This is a genomic window from Caulobacter sp. BE254 (assembly GCF_031457295.1).
GTDB lineage: Bacteria > Pseudomonadota > Alphaproteobacteria > Caulobacterales > Caulobacteraceae > Caulobacter.
The window spans coordinates 521,640-538,664 of sequence record NZ_JAVDWJ010000001.1; the positions used below are offsets into that span (position 1 = coordinate 521,640).

9 protein-coding genes are annotated in these 17,025 nt (G+C 67.5%); 4 read left to right on the top strand and 5 right to left on the bottom strand.

Going from position 1 to position 17,025, the window contains the following annotated elements:
* Nucleotides 1-8: 8 nt before the first annotated feature.
* Nucleotides 9-2,681 (bottom strand): TonB-dependent receptor, encoded by a 2,673-nt coding sequence (locus J2X41_RS02435; protein WP_310079320.1) that lies wholly within the window; start codon nt 2,679-2,681, stop codon nt 9-11.
* Between the two features lie 97 nt (nt 2,682-2,778).
* Complete coding sequence (locus J2X41_RS02440) at nt 2,779-3,624, bottom strand: TauD/TfdA family dioxygenase (RefSeq protein ID WP_310079321.1); 846 nt, start codon at nt 3,622-3,624, stop codon at nt 2,779-2,781.
* Nucleotides 3,625-3,889: 265 nt separating this feature from the next.
* Between J2X41_RS02440 and J2X41_RS02445 the strand changes: the two genes are divergently transcribed.
* From J2X41_RS02445 to J2X41_RS02455, 3 genes are all read left to right on the top strand, one after another.
* Nucleotides 3,890-5,227 carry an LLM class flavin-dependent oxidoreductase gene (locus tag J2X41_RS02445; RefSeq protein WP_310079322.1) on the top strand — a complete coding sequence of 446 codons (1,338 nt, stop codon included), beginning with the start codon at nt 3,890-3,892 and terminating at the stop codon, nt 5,225-5,227.
* 209 nt (nt 5,228-5,436) lie between these two features.
* Nucleotides 5,437-7,617: a catalase/peroxidase HPI gene (gene katG / locus J2X41_RS02450; RefSeq protein WP_310079324.1), complete on the top strand. Its 2,181-nt coding sequence runs from the start codon at nt 5,437-5,439 to the stop codon at nt 7,615-7,617.
* A 258-nt stretch (nt 7,618-7,875) separates the two neighbouring features.
* A complete protein-coding gene (locus J2X41_RS02455; protein ID WP_310079326.1) occupies nt 7,876-9,219 on the top strand; it encodes an LLM class flavin-dependent oxidoreductase in 1,344 nt (447 codons plus the stop codon).
* A 339-nt stretch (nt 9,220-9,558) separates the two neighbouring features.
* Here J2X41_RS02455 and J2X41_RS02460 read toward each other — a convergent pair whose 3' ends face one another.
* Nucleotides 9,559-9,975: a DUF6766 family protein gene (locus J2X41_RS02460; protein ID WP_310079328.1), complete on the bottom strand. Its 417-nt coding sequence runs from the start codon at nt 9,973-9,975 to the stop codon at nt 9,559-9,561.
* A gap of 251 nt (nt 9,976-10,226) precedes the next feature.
* Between J2X41_RS02460 and J2X41_RS02465 the strand changes: the two genes are divergently transcribed.
* Complete coding sequence (locus J2X41_RS02465) at nt 10,227-10,724, top strand: YetF domain-containing protein (RefSeq protein WP_310079330.1); 498 nt, start codon at nt 10,227-10,229, stop codon at nt 10,722-10,724.
* Nucleotides 10,725-10,833: 109 nt separating this feature from the next.
* Here J2X41_RS02465 and J2X41_RS02470 read toward each other — a convergent pair whose 3' ends face one another.
* On the bottom strand, nt 10,834-13,845 hold the full coding sequence (locus J2X41_RS02470) for a TonB-dependent receptor domain-containing protein (protein ID WP_310079331.1): 3,012 nt from the start codon (nt 13,843-13,845) through the stop codon (nt 10,834-10,836).
* 137 nt (nt 13,846-13,982) lie between these two features.
* Entirely contained in the window at nt 13,983-17,021 is a 3,039-nt protein-coding gene (locus J2X41_RS02475; RefSeq protein ID WP_310079332.1) for a glycosyl hydrolase family 28-related protein, read from the bottom strand.
* Between the last annotated feature and the right edge of the window lie 4 nt (nt 17,022-17,025).

A 17,025-nucleotide genomic window follows, 5' to 3' on the forward strand; every position in this document is an offset into this window, starting at 1 on the left:
GCCCTCCCTCAGAAGCGTTGGGTCAGGCGGGCGTAATAGTAGCCGCCGGTGATGCCGAAGGGCGAGAAGATCCCGAACTGGTTCATGCCGGTGTCGGGATTGATCACGCCGATCTTGTCGGGATGCTCGTCAAACAGGTTGTTGGCCCCAATCGCGATGTTCGTGGTCGGACGGACATCCCAGGCGATGTCGAGGTCGGTCACCCACTTGGCGCTGTAGGTGCGGTCGAGATCGGCGGAGGTCCCCGCCTCGGTGTACTGGCCGTACCGTGTGGTCCGCAGGCTGGCCGTGACCGTGTCGCGGCTCCACAGGGCGCCGAGGATCAGCTTCTTGCGCGGCGTGCCGACGGTCAGGTCGGCGATCTTCTGGCGGTCGAACAGCACCAGGTTCGGATTGACCGCCTTCAGCACCGCCGGCGTGTCGATCCGCTGGGTGATCTTGGTCTTGTTGAAGGCGTAGGCGGCGTTGAGGTTCAGGCGTCCGAAGACCCCGAGATCGAAGGCGTACTCGCCGACCAGGTCCACGCCCGTCGTCCGGGTCGAGACGGCGTTGGTGTAGTAGGTCGCCGCCAGGCCCTGCGGGAACCGCGCCAGCAAGGGCGCCAGGGCCGGCTGCGAGGCCAGCTGCGCGGCGCTGAGGTCCAGGTTGCTGGTGTCGACGATGCGGTCGTCGATGTCGATCTGGTAGGCGTCCAGCGTGACCCGCAGGCGGCTGGTCGGCTCGGCGGTGATCCCGAAGCTGTAGTTGGTCGAGGTCTCCGGCTTCAGCGGCGTGGCGCCCAGAGCCCGGGCCTCAGCGGAGTCGGCCCGCAGCACCTTGGTCGGGAAGGTCAGGTATTCACCCGGGGTGCAGGGCAGGCCTCGGAAGACGTTGTTGGGCGCTGCGGCGCAGAGATTGCCGTTGATCGTCGAGCTGGCGAACACCGACTGGGCCAGGGACGGGGCGCGGAAGCCGTTGCTGACCGTGGCCCGCACCGCGTAGCCCGGCAGGAACTCCCAGCGGGTGGTCAGCTTGCCGCTGGTGGTGTCGCCGACGTCGCCGGTATAGCGCTCGTGCCGACCGGCGACGCCGACGTACCAGTTATCCGTCAGGTTGGTCCCGACGTCGACATAGGCGGCGTAGACGTTGCGGCTGACCGAGCCGGCGTCCTCCGGGGCGGTGCCGGCGTAGGAGGCCAGGCCCGGATTGGGCCGCAGGCCGGCGAACGGCTGGCCGGCCGGGATCACATAGTCGCCGACGGCGTAGGACGCCTCGTCGCCCGGCTCGATCCGGAAGTGCTCGTAGCGCTGCTCCAGACCCCAGGACACCTGGACCGGATGCGGCAACAGGCCTTCGAACGCGCGGGTGACGTCGAAGTTGGTGGTCCACTGCTGGAACTGGTGGGTCGACAGGTGGAAATAGGTCGGGCTGGCGGGGCCCAGGGTGGCGTTGAGGGTGTTCTGGCCGTCCAGCTGGGCGTGGTCCTGGGCGAAGGTGGTCGACAGGTCCCAGTCCCAGCCCCTGGCCTGACCGCGCGCGCCCAGGGTGGTCTGGAAATCGAGCTCGAAGATCCGTCGCAGGGCGTTGAAGCCGTCGGGATAGACCTCGGGCAGCGAGTTGCGGTTCTGCGGCCGGCCGGGGGTGACGCCCGCCACCGGCGCCAGGTTGGGCAGGAAGCTGCCGGTGTTCTTCTTCGACGCGCGATGGCTCAGCGTGCCGGTCGAATAGAGCGTCAGGTCGCGCCAGGGCAGTTCGGCGTTGTAGGACGCCGCCAGGATGTCCTCCTCGCCGGGTCCATAGCCGTGGCCCCAAGAGTAGCGGTCGGCGGTGGCGTCGCGGGGATCGGGGGTGACGGTGGTGACCCCGCCGACCGTCGTGACCGTGGGCTGGTAGAGGTACTGGGCCCTCGACGGGACCGAGCGCGAGGCGGCCTCGTTGTTCTTCCAGTTCAGGGCCAGCTGAACGAAACCGCCCTGATGGCCCAGCGGCAGGCCATAGTTGAGGGTGGCGCTGCGGGTGTCGCCGTCGCCCAGATAGTTCTGGCCGCCGGTGTAGCTGAACGACCCGCCTTCAGCGTCCTTCTTCAGGATGATGTTGACCACCCCGGCGATGGCGTCCGAGCCGTACTGGGCCGAGGCCCCGTCGCGCAGCACCTCGATGCGCTCGATGGCCGAGGCCGGGATCAGGTCCAGGTCGACCGGCGCCCCGCCGCGGCCCACCCGGGCCAGGTTGTTGATCAGGGCCGTGCCGTGGCGGCGCTTGCCGTTGACCAGGAACAGGGCCTGGTCGCCGTTCAGGCCGCGCATGGTGACGGCCCGGACGGTCCACGACGTACCGCCGCCGTTGATCCCCGGCAGGTTGAAGGACGGGATCAGGGTGTTGAGCACTTCCTTGAGGCCGACCTTGCCGGTGGCGGTCAGTTGCTCGCTGGAGATCACGTCGACCGGGGCCGGGCTGTCGGCCACCGTGCGGCGCATGCCGCGCACGCCGGTGACGATCACGCCTTCCAGGGCCACGGCGCCCTCGACGTCGGCCGGGGCGGCGTCGACGACCGGCACGGCGGCCGCCGTGGTGTCGGCCGCGCGGGCGTGATTGACTAGCAACGAAACGGTCAGGATCGAGGCGCAGGCGAGCAGGCTCGTCCGCAGGGCCGATGGAGGCGCGGGCCGGGCGAGCGCCCGGGTCGTGTAAGGCAGAGTCAAAAGTCTATCCCCCGCGCGAGGTCCGTGACCGCCGCGTCGTGTTGTTGGTCTCGAAGGTGGAAGAGGCGCGCCGCCGGCCCTCCGGCGCGCCCGAAGGTCAGGTCGAGCGACGCTCGCGGTACGGGATGTCGTCGGAGCCGATCAGCACCCGTTCCATCACCCGCGGGAAATCGCCATAGTCGCGCACGGCGTAGTGCAGGCCCGCGCGGTTGTCCCACAGGGCCACCGAATTGGGCCGCCAGCGGAAGCGGGCGTGATGTTCGGGCTTCTTGACCTGGTCATACAGCCGGGCCAGCAGCGCCCTGCTCTCGTCGGGCGCCAGGTCGACAAACCGGGGCTTGAGGCTGAAATTGATCCAGAAGATGTCCTCGCCGGTCTCCGGATGGGTGCGGATCGCGGGATGGGCGACCAGCGGATAGCGCTCGCCCGAGCGGGTCAGGGCGTCCTGGTAGTCGTGGATCACGTAGAGATCGTCCACCGCCGCCTTCAGATCGTCGGGCAGGCCGCGATAGATCGCGCCGCCGTCCGCCCAGAGGGTGTCGCCGCCGACCTCGGGGATGTGAACGGCCTTCAGCACCGCGCCGAACGACGGGTTGATCCGCCAGCTGGTGTCGGTGTGCCAGTGGTTCTCGCGGATGTCATAGTCCTTCAGCGCCTGGGCCGAGATCGGCTGGACGGCGCGATGGGTCTCGACGCCGCCGGTCGGATGGGCGTAGACCTCGCCGAAGTTGGCCGCGAAGGCCAGTTGCTGGTCGCGGCTGATGTCCTGGTCGCGGAAGAACAGCACCTTGCGCTCCAGCAGCAGGGCCTTCAGCGCGTCGCGCTGCGACCGGTCCAGCGGCTGGCGCAGGTCGATCCCGCTGACTTCCGAGCCGATGGTGGGATTGAGGTGGATCGTGCTCAGTCCCGCCTTTTCGCGAAGGCCGGTGATGGTGGCGCTCATGGGCCTCTCCTCGCCTGATGGTTCGACATGCGGCGAACAACGCCGCGACCGCAGGCAACATGAGCAATCCGATCAAACCGCGCGAAACAGTATTCCTTCAATCCATCCCAGAGATTTGTATATCCGCGCCTCAAATACATCTCTTCATGACGAGAAATCATAAGCATCCATGAATGATGCTCATAAGGCCCATTGGTGAAACTCCATTGCTGACCCTGACGTCCGGTGACAGTCATGCCGCCGAAACATTCCATCGGAGGCCGTCATGGCAAAGCGCAGGCAGTTGAAGCTCGGCCACATGATCGAGGGCGCGGGACGCACCTGGACCGACTGGCGCCATCCGGACGCCCAGCCGGGCGCGAGCACCGACTTCAAATACTACAGCCGCGCCGCCAAGCTGGCCGAACAGGGCAAGTTCGATTTCCTGTTCATCGCCGACAGCCTGTCGATCAACGCCAAGTCCAGCCCGCACTATCTGAACCGCTTCGAGCCGATCACCATCCTGTCGGCCCTGGCGGCGGTGACCGAGCACATCGGCCTGGTGGCCACGCTCAGCGTCACCTATTCGGAGCCCTTCAACGTGGCCCGCCAGTTCGCCTCGCTGGACCACATCAGCGGCGGCCGCGCCGGCTGGAATGTCGTCACCTCCTGGCTGGAGGGCTCGGCCGAGAACTTCGGCAAGGCCGAGCACCTGGCCCACGACGTGCGCTACCGCCTGGCGGCCGAATATCTCGACGTCGTCCAGGGCCTCTGGGACAGCTGGGAGGACGACGCCCTGGTCCATGACAAGGCCAGCGGCGTGTTCTTCGATCCTGACAAGCTCAACACCCTGGACCACAAGGGCGAGTTCCTGTCGGTCAAGGGGCCGCTGAACATCGCCCGCTCGGCCCAGGGGCAGCCGGTGATCTTCCAGGCCGGCGCCTCGGAGGACGGCCGCAACCTGGCCGCCAAGCGGGCGGACGCGATCTTCGTCGGCCATGGCGGCATCGAGGACGCCCGAACCTACTACGCCGACGTCAAGGCGCGCGCGGCCGGCTTCGGCCGTGATCCCGACAGCCTGTTCATCCTGCCCGCTGCCGCGCCGATCATCGGCTCCACCGAGGCCGAGGCCGAAGCCCGCTGGCGGGAACGGGCCGAGCTGGTGTCGATCGAGTCCGCCCTGGCCATGCTGGGCCGCGGCTTCAACGACCACGACTTCACCGGCTACGACCTCGACGCCCCCTTCCCCGACGTGTTCAGCCGCGGGGTCAACAGCTCGCAGTCGGCGACGCTGAAGATCGCCCAGGCCGTCGAGGCCGAGAACCTGACCCTGCGCCAGGTGGCCTTGCGCTTCGCCACGCCGCGCGGCGACCTGGTCGGCACGCCCGAGCAGATCGTCGACAAGTTCGAGCTGTGGCTGGACAGCCGCGCCTCGGACGGCTTCGTGATCGGCGAGTCCCTGCCCGGCCAGTTCCAGCTGCTGGTCGAGGAAGTCGTGCCCCTGCTGCAGAAGCGCGGGATCTTCCGCGACGATTACGAAGGCGCGACCTTCCGCGAAAGCCTCGGGATCGACGTCCCGGCCAATCGTTTCACCGTCCAGAAGTCCAGCCGCGCCGTCGCCTGAAAAATCGCCGGCCGCGCGGGAGCCAAACCCAGCGCGGCCGGACCTCCGCGGACCTTCGGATCGCTGTCCCGCCTGCCTTTGCCCGCCCAGCAAAGGTTTTGGCTATCGCTTTGATAGGAACAATCAATTTTACCTATGCCCCGAAGAGCGTTGTCTAGGCGAGCGCCGATGTCGGCGAGCAGACACAAAGCCAGCGCGGGAGAGAAACGATGGACGCCAAGGTCGAAGACAGCGCCAAAAGCCAATGCCCGGTCGGGCGCGGCGGCGCCAAGGGCAACCGCGACTGGTGGCCGCAGAACCTGCGCCTCGATGTCCTGAACCAGCATTCGCCGCGCTCCAATCCGATGGGCGAGGCGTTTGACTACGCCGAGGAATTCAAGAGCCTCGACCTGAACGCGGTCGTCGCCGACCTGCACGCGCTGATGACCGACTCCCAGGACTGGTGGCCGGCCGACTTCGGCCACTATGGCGGCCTCTTCATCCGGCTGGCCTGGCATAGCGCCGGCACCTATCGTATCGCCGACGGCCGCGGCGGCGCGGGCGGCGGCCAGCAGCGCTTCGCTCCGCTCAACAGCTGGCCCGACAACGCCAATCTCGACAAGGCCCGCCGGCTGCTGTGGCCGATCAAGCAGAAGTACGGCCGCAAGATCTCCTGGGCCGACCTCTACGTCCTAGTGGGCAACGTCGCCCTGGAGTCCATGGGCTTCAAGACCTTCGGCTTTGGCGGCGGGCGGGCCGACACCTGGGAGCCCGAGGAGCTGTTCTGGGGCCCCGAAGGCTCATGGCTGGGCGACGAGCGCTACAGCGGCGAACGCCAGTTGCATCCGACCCTGGGCGCCGTGCAGATGGGCCTGATCTACGTCAACCCCGAAGGGCCGAACGGCAACCCCGATCCCCTCGCCTCGGCGCGCGACATCCGCGACACCTTCGCTCGCATGGCCATGGACGACGAGGAGACCGTCGCCCTGATCGCCGGCGGCCACACGTTCGGCAAGACGCACGGGGCCGGAGATCCTTCGTTCGTCGGCCCCGAACCGGAAGGCGGCGACATCGAGGACCAGGGCCTGGGCTGGAAGAGCACCCACGGGACCGGGTTCGGCGCCGACGCCATCACCGGCGGCCCCGAAGTGATCTGGAGCCAGACGCCGACCAAGTGGAGCAACCACTTCTTCGACAACCTCTTCAAGTTCGAATGGGAGCTCACCAAGAGCCCGGCCGGCGCCCAGCAGTGGCAGGCCAAGAACGCCGAGGCCGACATTCCCGACGCCCATGACGGCGCCAAGCGGCATCCGCCCAAGATGCTGACCTCGGACCTGGCCCTGCGGTTCGACCCCGCCTACGAGAAGATCTCGCGTCGGTTCTACGAGAACCCGGACCAGTTCGCCGACGCCTTCGCCCGCGCCTGGTTCAAGCTCACCCACCGCGACATGGGCCCCATCGGGCGCTACCTGGGTCCGCTCGTGCCCCAGGAGACGCTGATCTGGCAGGACCCGATCCCGGCCGTGGACCACCCGCTGGTCGACGCCTCGGACATCGCGGCCTTGAAGGCCAAGATCCTGGCGTCGGGGCTGACCGTGGCGCAGCTGGTCTCGACCGCCTGGGCCTCGGCCTCGACCTATCGCGGCTCCGACAAGCGCGGCGGCGCCAACGGCGCGCGCATCCGCCTCGCACCCCAGAAGGACTGGGAGGTGAACGATCCGCCGACCCTGGCCAAGGTGCTGGCGACGCTGGAAGCGATCCAGGCCGAATTCAACGCCTCGGCCGGCGGCGGCAAGAAGATCTCGCTGGCGGACCTGATCGTCCTCGGCGGCGCCGCGGCCATCGAGAACGCGGCCAAGGACGCCGGCACAAGCGTGGAGGTTCCCTTCGCGCCCGGGCGCACGGACGCCTCGGCCGAACAGACCGACGCCGACTCGTTCGCGCCTCTGGAGCCCATTTCCGACGGCTTCCGCAACTATCGCCGCGAGGGCCCGCAGTTCATGGCGCCCGAGGAGGCTCTGGTCGACCGGGCGCAGCTGCTGCGCCTGTCCGGACCGGAGCTGACGGTGCTGGTCGGCGGCCTTCGGGTTCTGGGCGCCAACGCCGGCGGCTCCAAGGACGGAGTCTTCACCAATCGTCCGGGCGCGCTGACGAACGACTTCTTCGTGAACCTGCTCAACATGGGCACGACGTGGAGCCCCACGGCCGTCAACGCCTTCGCCGGCCACGACCGCAAGAGCAGCCAGCCCCAGTGGACCGCCACCCGCGTCGACCTGATCTTCGGATCGCACGCCGAGCTTCGGGCCTTCGCCGAGGTCTATGCCAGCGCCGACGCGCAAGGAAAGTTCGTGAAGGACTTCGTGGCCGCCTGGAACAAGGTCATGAACGCCGACCGGCTGGACCTGAACTGACGCGCTTGGACCAGGACTAGCGATCCTGGGGCGTCCGTCACAGCGACGGACGCCCCAGCCTTGCCCGTCGGTCTTCGCTGAGATCCATACGGACTCGCAGTTTTCCTCCACTCAATGAAAGAAAAGCAGAAGTCCACTGTAATCATTGATGATTTGCGCACCCACTTGATCGATGCAAATCGGCCTGTTCAGCACTGCTCGTTATCGGAGGTGGGCCCAGAGTCCTAGCGTCGGAGTTCCAATTTCGAGAGCTCGGACATGACGCAGCAACCCAAACGGCAACTGAAGCTCGGCGCGATCCTGGGCGGCGTCGGCATGGATCACACCAGCTGGCGCGACCCCGACCTGCCCGGCGACGCCAGCATCGACATCAACTGGTACATCGACAACGCCCGCCTGGCGGAGGCCGCCAAGTTCGACCTGGTGTTCATCGTCGACAGCCCGTTCATCACCCCCGACACTGCGCCGCACTTCCTCAACCGCCTGGAGCCCCTGACCCTGCTGTCGGCTTTGGCGGTCTCGACCTCGAAGATCGGCTTGGTCGGCACCCTGACCACCTCGTACTGGGAGCCCTACAATGTCGCCCGGCAGTTCGGATCGCTGGACCACATCAGCAAGGGCCGCGCCGGCTGGAACGTGGTGACCACCGGCCTGGAAGGCGCCTCGAAGAACTACGGCCGCGACGAGCACTTCGAGCACGGCGAGCGCTACGAGCGGGCCGGCGAGTTCGTCGAGGTGGTCCAGGGCCTGTGGGACAGCTACGAGGACGACGCCTTCCCACGCGACAGGGCGGCGGGCGTGTTCCTCGACAAGACCAAGCAGCATGCGCTGAACCACAAGGGCAAGCACTTCTCGGTGGCCGGTCCGCTGGCCCTGTCCCGTTCGCCGCAAGGCCAGCCGGTGATCTTCCAGGCCGGAGTCAGCGGCGCGGGCCGCGACCTGGGCGCCAGGATCGCTGAGGGCGTGTTCGCCGGGGTCGAAACCTTCGACGAGGCGGTGGAATACTACGCCGACCTCAAGGCCCGGGCGGCCGCCCTGGGCCGTGATCCCGACCATATCAGCGTGCTGCCGGGCCTGGCCCCGATCATCGCCGACACCGACGAGGAGGCCCGCGCCATCGCCGAGGCCCAGGCCGGCGCCCGCGAAATCGACAAGGCGCTGGTCGAGCTGGGTCGAGCGTTCAACTACCACGACTTCCGCAAGTATCCGCTCGATGGCCCATTCCCGGATGTCAGCGAGCTGAGCCTCAACAGCTACAAGGGCCGGGCCGAGCGGATCGTGGCCGTCGCCCAGGCCGAGGCCCTGACCTTGCGCCAGACGGCCGAGCGGTTCGGGCGTTGGCGTTCGGACTTCGTCGGCTCGCCCCAGACCATCGCCGACGAGATCGAGCGCTGGTTCGTCGGCCGCGCGGTGGACGGCTTCATCCTGCGCGTCGACCGGCCCGGCGTCTTCGCCCAGTTCCGCGACAAGGTCGTGCCGTTGCTGCAGGCCAAGGGGTTGTTCCGCACGGAATACGAGCACGACACCCTGCGCGGTCACCTGGGACTGCCGGTCCCCGGACATCGCTGGGCCAGGTCGCCCGACCAGATCGCGGCCGAATAGCCGAGCGGCGCGGGGTCGATCCGGCCTAGTCGGCTCCGTTGCCCGGATCGTCCGCCGTCGGATCGGAAGTCTGGGTGGTCTTCTTCGTTGGATCCGCGCTGGGATGCAGCGGCGCCTCAAGGCCGGCAGGCTGAGGTGGCGGCGGGGGCGCGTCCTGCTTTTCTTCCGGCATTGATGCTCTGAGCTCGACAGTCCTTAGGCGTTGCGGGACCGGTTTCGACGGCCTCCCCGCGACGCGCCGTGGCATGTCGGGGATGCGATCGTCCGGAACCAGGATCAACGACCGGCAGGTGGCGGCGTTCCCGAGGCGAGTCCGCGGAAGCCGCCGGACGTCCTATGTTATTCGTGGCCGGAGGCGAGATTGGCGTCGGTGCGTCCGTGGGGCTTGGAGTGTCCTCCGGTGCGGAGGTACCGGCGATCGATGTCGGCGATGATGTCCTCGGCCTTTTCCCCCGCCTGCAGGCGGATCAGGACATCCAGCTTGGCCTCGCTCCGGTCGTCGTTCTCCTTGGACGAGGGCGAGCCAACATAGAGGAAATAGGCCAGACCCACGACCTGCCAGATCAGTTGCAGGAACTCCGACTGCCAATTCTCGAAAGTGTCCCGGCCCATTTCGACCAGGTAGGGCGTGAGGGTCGGCGCCTGGTGCAGGGCCTGCTGTTCGTCGACGAAGGCGAACCAGCCGAAAGTCCAATGTCCCGCGATGGAGACGAGGAAGAAGAGCCCGGTCAGCCAGGCATAGGCATAGCGTTTCATTCGGAAGTCCTCCTCAGGCCGCGTGTCTCGCCAGGGTGAGTTGGCGGACGCGGGACGGTCGCGCTCGCCATCTACAAACCTCCAAACTCCGCCGCCCATCGAATGGTTCGCGACCGCGGCGCGGCAAGCTGGCCTACGACGCCTGCGCGGCGTGGGGGGCAGGATCCTGGCTGTCGCGGATGGCTGGGCCGGCGCACGTGATCGGCGGCTAGGGTCCAGAACCACAAGGGCCCCATCGGCGTTCGATCCTCATGGAAACCTTCCGCGCCCTGATCGGTCCGGACACTGGCGACGCCACCGTCGCCCAGCTGTGCGCGCGAGCGGTGATCCTGTTCCTGTTCGGCGTCCTCTGCATCCGCATCGCCGGGCGGCGGACCTTTTCCAGCATCACGCCCCTCGACATCATCGTGGCGCTGATCATCGGTTCGAACATCAGCCGGGCCATGACGGGCAAGGCGCCGTTCTTTCCCGGCCTGGCCGCGACGCTGGTCGTCGTCGTCCTGCACCGGCTGCTGGCCATGGCGACCCTGCGCTGGAGCCCGCTGGCGCGGCTAATGAAAAGCGCGCCCGTGACCCTGGTGCGCGATGGCGTCGCCGACGAAGCGGCCATGCGCCGTCACGCCATCGGTCGGGCCGACCTGGCCGAGGGTCTGCGCATGGAACAGGTCGACGGGATCGAGAGGGTGGGCCTGGCCACGCTGGAAGCGGGCGGCAAGATCAGCGTGGTTCCGCGATCAAGGACGGAATGACTGCTCCGCAAGTTGCGGCCGGAGCCCTCGAGAAAACGCCCGAGCCGGACGACCGTCAGGTCGCGCCGACCCGGGCGGCCGCCCAGGGGGAGGAGGTAGGCGGCTCGAGTTAGAAGCTGTAGCGCAGGCCGACGTGGTAGAACCGGCCGAGCAGGTCGTAGAGCGCCGGGTTGGCGTCCAAACCGGTGTTGGTCTGCGGCGACGGCGTCGGGTCCTTGTTGAACAGGTTGGCGACCTTGAAATAGGCCGTCAGCCCGTCCTTGATCTCGTAGGAACCGCTCACGTCGACATAGGTGGCGCCCTTCATCTGGTTGTGGTCGATCGTTGGATAGTTGTTGTTATCGGCTGCGCTTCTACCCACCGGACAGCTGCCGGCGGCGCACTCGATGTACTGGCCGCCGATGACGCCGTCGCTGAACCAGCGCTCCTGCAGGCTCAGCATGAACCGGTCCGAGGTCCAGGTCTGGACGGCGAGCACCTTCCAGTCCGGCGTGGCCCCGGAATTCTGGCCCGCCGTGTCGATAACGGAGCCGCCGGGGAAGCCTTGATTGGTGACGAACTTGTGGGTGTTGGTCGCCAAGGCGCGCAGGTCGAAGTGGCCCGGCACGCTGGGGATGTCGAACCGGTAGCTGGTTTCGATGTCGAAACCGCTGGTCTTGATCGAAGCCAGGTTGAACACCTGGGCGTTGACGTACGCCGTCGTACCGGCCGGCGGGGCGAAGTTGAAGCTGCTGCAATACTGCGTCAGACCCGCATAGCAGAAGTTGACGACCTGCTGAGCGCTCAGGCTGGAGATGCCGCCGTTCAGCACGATGTTGTACCAATCGACCGACACGCTGAAACCCGGCAGCCATTTCGGGTTGGACAGCACCACGCCGAGGCTCGCGTTCTTGGCGATCTCGGGCTTCAGGTCCGGGTTGCCAACCACGTTCTGAAGAACCAGCAGCGCGCCTGGTCCCGCGGGTTGGCCCGGTGGGGGCGTGCCGTTCGAGGGAATGGTGAAGTTGGGCAGCGTGGTGGTGACCGGCGCGGCGAAGAGCTCCGACAGGTTCGGCGCCCGCACGTCGCGCGAGGTGACCGCCCGCAGGCGAACGCCATCGACGGGCGTGTCCCAGGTGGCCCCGACCTTCCAAGTGTAGACCGTGCCCGAGGTGCTGTAGTCGGTCCAGCGACCGGCGGCGTTGAGGTTGGCCTTGCCCGCGGTTTCGGAGTTCACCAGCGGGACGTTCACTTCCGCGTACGCTTCCTTGACGTTGTATTTGCCGGCGCCGGAGTGATAGTTGCCCGCGTACCAGTTGTTGCCGGCCGTGTTGAGCAACGGATCGGCCGGATAGTCGGTGGTGTAGGGCGAAGCCGCCGAACCGTCGCCGTAGGGGTCGCCCTGGACGTGGTAAGCCTCGCGACGATACTCGGCGCCGAAGGCTAACGAAACCGGCCCGGCCCAGCCCTGAACGGGCTCGCCGCTGAAGTTGATGCTGGCGACGTCCTGCTTCTGGACCGAATGCTGGTACGGGCCGTTCTCGGGCGTGATGTAGGCCAGCGCCGCGTCGCTGGGCCGTTGTCCGCCGAAGACGTTGATCGGCTGACACCCGTTGGCCCGCGCCACCGGGTCCGTGCAGACGATCTGGCCGTTGACCAGGGTGGCCTGGACGGCCGCCCTGTAGCGCGGGTTCAGCATGATGTTGTTGACGTGGATGTTCGTAGTGTTTTCGCCATGCGTGTAATAGGCGTCGTAATGCCAATCGGTGCCGAAGGCTGCGAACTTGCCGTCGGCGCCGATCACGCCGCGATATTGCGTCCGCGTCGGATGGACCGAGATGTTGTGGGGCAGCAGGGCGTTGCTGGTGCCGAAGGTAAAGCTGGTGATGTTGTTGGCGGCGCAGGCGGCCACGACCGAGGCCGGCAGATAGGGATTGGAGCATTGCATCGTCAGGCCGGTCGTGGCCCCGCCCGGGTTGGGCTGGTTGCTGGATTCGACGCGGGCGACGTTCAGGGTCGCGTAGATCTCGTTGTTGTCGTCGATGTCGTAGGCGATACGGCCGTAGCTGTTCATCCGCTTGATTTCGGACTGCAGCGAGGTGCCGACGCCGACATTGCCCGACAGGTCGCCGCCGACGCAGAAGCCGCCGTTCGAGTAGCAGCCGATCACCGCGCCGTTGGCGGCCTTGGACGGCACGCCGTTGGAGCCGTACTGGAACTGGAACGGGTTTCCGTTCTGGTCGAAGGCGGTGCCCTGTAGCGGGCCGGCGCTGATCAGGCCGTACTTGGTGTACTGATAGGCTTGAGCGTGCTCGCGGTAGAGGTACTGCGGCGAGCCGTCGTTGGTGATCCCGCGGTTGATCAGAGTCGCCGTGGTGTACCAGTCGCGACTGCCCGGCGCGTCCTCGCCGAAGCCGCCGGCGGGCACGCCCTCTTCGTCATCATATTCGGCGCTGACCTGGACGTGCAGGCGATCGTTCAGGAAGGCCTTGCCGCCGGCGACCTGCAGCAGAAACTGCTCGTTGTCGCCATAGGTCGTCACGCCCGCCGAGACATTGGCCTTGAAGCCTTCGAACTTCTTGTCGGTGATGAAGTTGACGACACCGCCGACCGCGTCCGAACCGTAGGAGGCGGAAGCGCCGCCGGTCACGACGTCGACCCGCTGGACCAGCAGTTGCGGGAACAGGCTGATGTCGGGAACACCCGTGATGTTGGCCGGAACCACGCGTTGGCCGTCCAGCAGGGTCAGGGTCCTGATCGGAGTCAGGCCGCGCAGCGAGAACGAGCTCAGGCCCTGCGAGCCGCTCGAGGTGCTGAACGTGCCGGTGGTCGCGCCCGTCGACCCCTGCAAGGAGGGCAATTGGGCGATCGTCGTGAAGATGTTCGGCTCGGCGTTGCGCTCCAGGTCGGCCTGGCCCAGGGCCTGGGTCGGCGTCGGGGCGGTGAAGCCGGTGGACCGGATCCGCGAACCGGTGACCACGATCTCGGAGAGGGCCGTGGCGGACGCGGGCTCCGACGCCTCCGGGGCCGGCGCCGTCTGGGCGCTGACGGCTCCCGCCGACACGATCATCGCGACCGCACTGGTCGCGAACAAAGCGCTTAGAAAGGATGATCCCCCGCGTGCGCGACCGACAACACTCATCCTGCAGCCTCCTGTTTTTCGTTGAGTCCATCGACGATGGCCTTGCAGGAAACTGTCAGACAAAAACGGCGCGAACCATTACGACCATGGTCGTACGTCCGCCGGGTAGAGCCGCGAGCCGGCGATCTTTTCCCAGTCTATCGGCCGCGCACCGCGTACAGCGCGTGGTGGGTCAGGACGAACAGGGTCCGCTTGTCCGGGCCGCCGAAGACCAGTTGCAGCGGGCGTTCGGGAATGTCCACACGGCCCAGTTCCTTGCCGTCGGGCGCATAGACGAACACTTGGCCGTTGGCGACGTACACGCGCCCTTCCCCATCCGTCGCGACGCTCTCGCCGCCGCGATCGGCGAACGGCTTCAGGTCGGTGATCGCGCCCCGTGGACCGACCAGCCCGCTGTAGGTCCTGTTCTCCGAACTGTTGGCCACGAACACCCGCTGTCCGGGCTTGGCGGCGGTGAAGCCGTAGGTGTCGAGCGCGTCCGAGAAGCGCAGTCCCCGGAAGTCCGAAGGTCCCTGCTGGAAGACGCGATAGGCCGGCAGCACCAGGCTGCCGTCGGGCGAGACGTAGTCCTTGGGCTTGGGCAGGGCCATGTCGCGGGCGAACATCTGCGCCAGGGTGGTGAACTGGTAGGTCTCCGGATCGAGCTGGTCCTTGAACTCGCCGTTGCTCCACCAGTTGACGGGCAACACGGTCGTCGCCGTCGGATGCTCGACGGCCGGACTCGCGGCGATCACCTTGACCTCGGTGTCGGGGCTGCCCGGCTTGAAGCTGTAGACCGTGCCGTCGCGGCCGTCCGATGACAGCACCAGCAGGTCACCGGAATCGTCGACGGCCAGGTTGACCGGGTCCAGCGTGTTGTCGCGCATGATCGACAGCTTGCGTTGGTCCGACCAGCTGTAGATGCGCTGGTGGCGACGATCGATGAAGTAGAGCGTCCCCGCGGCGTCCGCGGCGCCGCCGCCCAGGGAATAGAAGCCGTCGGCCAGCTTCTCCACGCGGGCGCCGGCGGGGAAGACCGAGGGCGCGACCGGGGGCGGATCGGCCGTCAGGTCGAGCACGGCGAACTGGCGCTCGCGCGCCTCCAGCCCGCTGGTGACGTCCTGGATCGCGTTCTCGTAAGGGTACTTGGTCAGGCGCAGGAAGGTCGCGCAGCCGTTCTCGTCGCAGGTCGAAAAGCCGCTTTCGCCGTTGACCGCCACGTTGCGGAACCGGATGTCCCGCGAGTTGTAGACCTTGACCGCCGCGGCGGCCGGCCGCCGCGTGCGGGTGACGCGATAGGCGTGATAGTTGGCCAGCAGGATGTCGTGGGAGTCGCGGATCTCCAGCGACACCGTGTCCTCGCCCTCGCCGGCCTCCTCCTCGGTCTGCGGCGCCAGGAACTCCCAGTTGGCGACGCGGTTGAGGCTGATTTCGGTGCGCACATGGTGCTCGACCGAGGCCTGGTAGACATGGCCGGGCGTGTCGGTGTCGGACACGTAGATCCCCGAATAGGCGTAGGTGCTGGGGCTCCAGAGGTTGGAGAACGTCCCGCCGCCGCCGTTGGTGACCCAGAGGCTGGGGTACTGGCCCGCCCAGCGCTTGGCCGGGTCCGGGTCGGCCGTGGCGTTGGCGTTGTACGGATTGAACCGCGTCCCATCGGCGAGGTTGGTGCCGTGGCCGCCCTGGAACTTGACGTCCTCGACCAGCGAATTGGCGCCCGCCGTCCAGAGCAGGGCCGTGGCGCGGGGATTGATCCCGCCGGTGTTGAGGCCCAGCCCCGAGACCGTGCCATCGCCCCCCGCCGCCGAGGCGAGCAGCGCCTTGGGCGCGCCGACGCCCTGGTAGCTAGGGGTTCCGTCCGGCAGAACGATCTGGGTGAGGCTGGGATGCAGCCCGATCAGCACCGAGTCCGGCCGGAGCTTCAGCGTGTCGGTGACCCGGTAGAAGCCGGCCGGGAAATAGACGACGCGGTGGGTGTCGATGGCCTTCTGGATGGCGGCGGTGTCATCGGCGGCGTTGTCGCCCCTGGCCCCCAGGCCGCGCACGTTCACCCAGTCGGACGTGGGCGGCAGGGCCTTTATCGCCAGGACGCGACGCGTCGGCAGGTCGGCGACGGCCTCGGCCTTCATCTCGGTCTTGTACTTGCCCATCCGGCCCAGGCCCGGCAGCGTCAGGCCGTAGGTGAACGACGAGACCCGATAGGCGCGCCCCCTGCCCGGCTCGGTCCTGCCGCTGTCGCGGAAGCGGGCGAACACCGGGGTGTTGGCGGCCACGGCGTTCTCGAAGCCGACCTGGGTATAGACGTTGTTCTCGTTGGAGATGACGACGCCGGCCTTAGAGACGTTCTCGAAGCGGACGTCCTTGCCCCACAGCCAGTCGCCATAGCCACGGTCGATGTCGATCCCCACCGGCGTGTCGCGCAGGGCGACGTTGACCAGGGTCAGGCCCGCCTCGTGTTCACGGATCGCCGCGTCGCGCTGGCCCTCGAAGGTCGAGTCCAGCAGCACGAAACCCCAGGCCGGCGAGGTCTTCTCGGCCAGGATGCCGTAGCGCCCGCCCTTGAAGTGCAGGTCCTGGGCCGCGTTGCCGATCTGGTACAGGCCCGCCAGGCCCGAGCCGATGTCGAAGTCCATGTGGCTGAGATAGGCGTGCTGGGCGGCGTGGAAACGGATCGCCGTCGCCGCCGGATTGCCCTTGCCGATCTCGAAGTCGATGTTGCTCATCGCCGAATAAAACGTGCCGGAATTGGCGTCGGCGATGTCCTTGTTGAACGGCACGCTGCCCGGCGGTGGGAACGGCACGCGGCGCGCCGGATCGGGCTTGGCGCCGGCGAAGATCACCATATTGGCCACGCCCTTCTGGAACCCGGGCGTCGCATCGCCCAGCAGGATCCGCGGGCGCGTGACGCCGACCCCGAACACGCGGACGCCGGGCCAGAGGAAGATCGTCTTGCTGATCCGGTAGCGGCCGGCGGGCAGGAAGACGAGACCGCCGCCCGGCTTGGCCGAGGCCGCGTCGATCGCGCCCTGCAAGGCCGCGCTGTCGTCGGCGCGACCGTCGCCCTTGCCCCGGACCACGACCGCCGCCGGATCGTCGGGCGCGGTCGTGAAGGCCGACACCGAAGCCGTCGCGGGTCCGCTCGCCGCCACCAGCAGCGCGATCAGGGCCGCGCAGGGCGCGACGAGCCAGCTCTTCATGGAC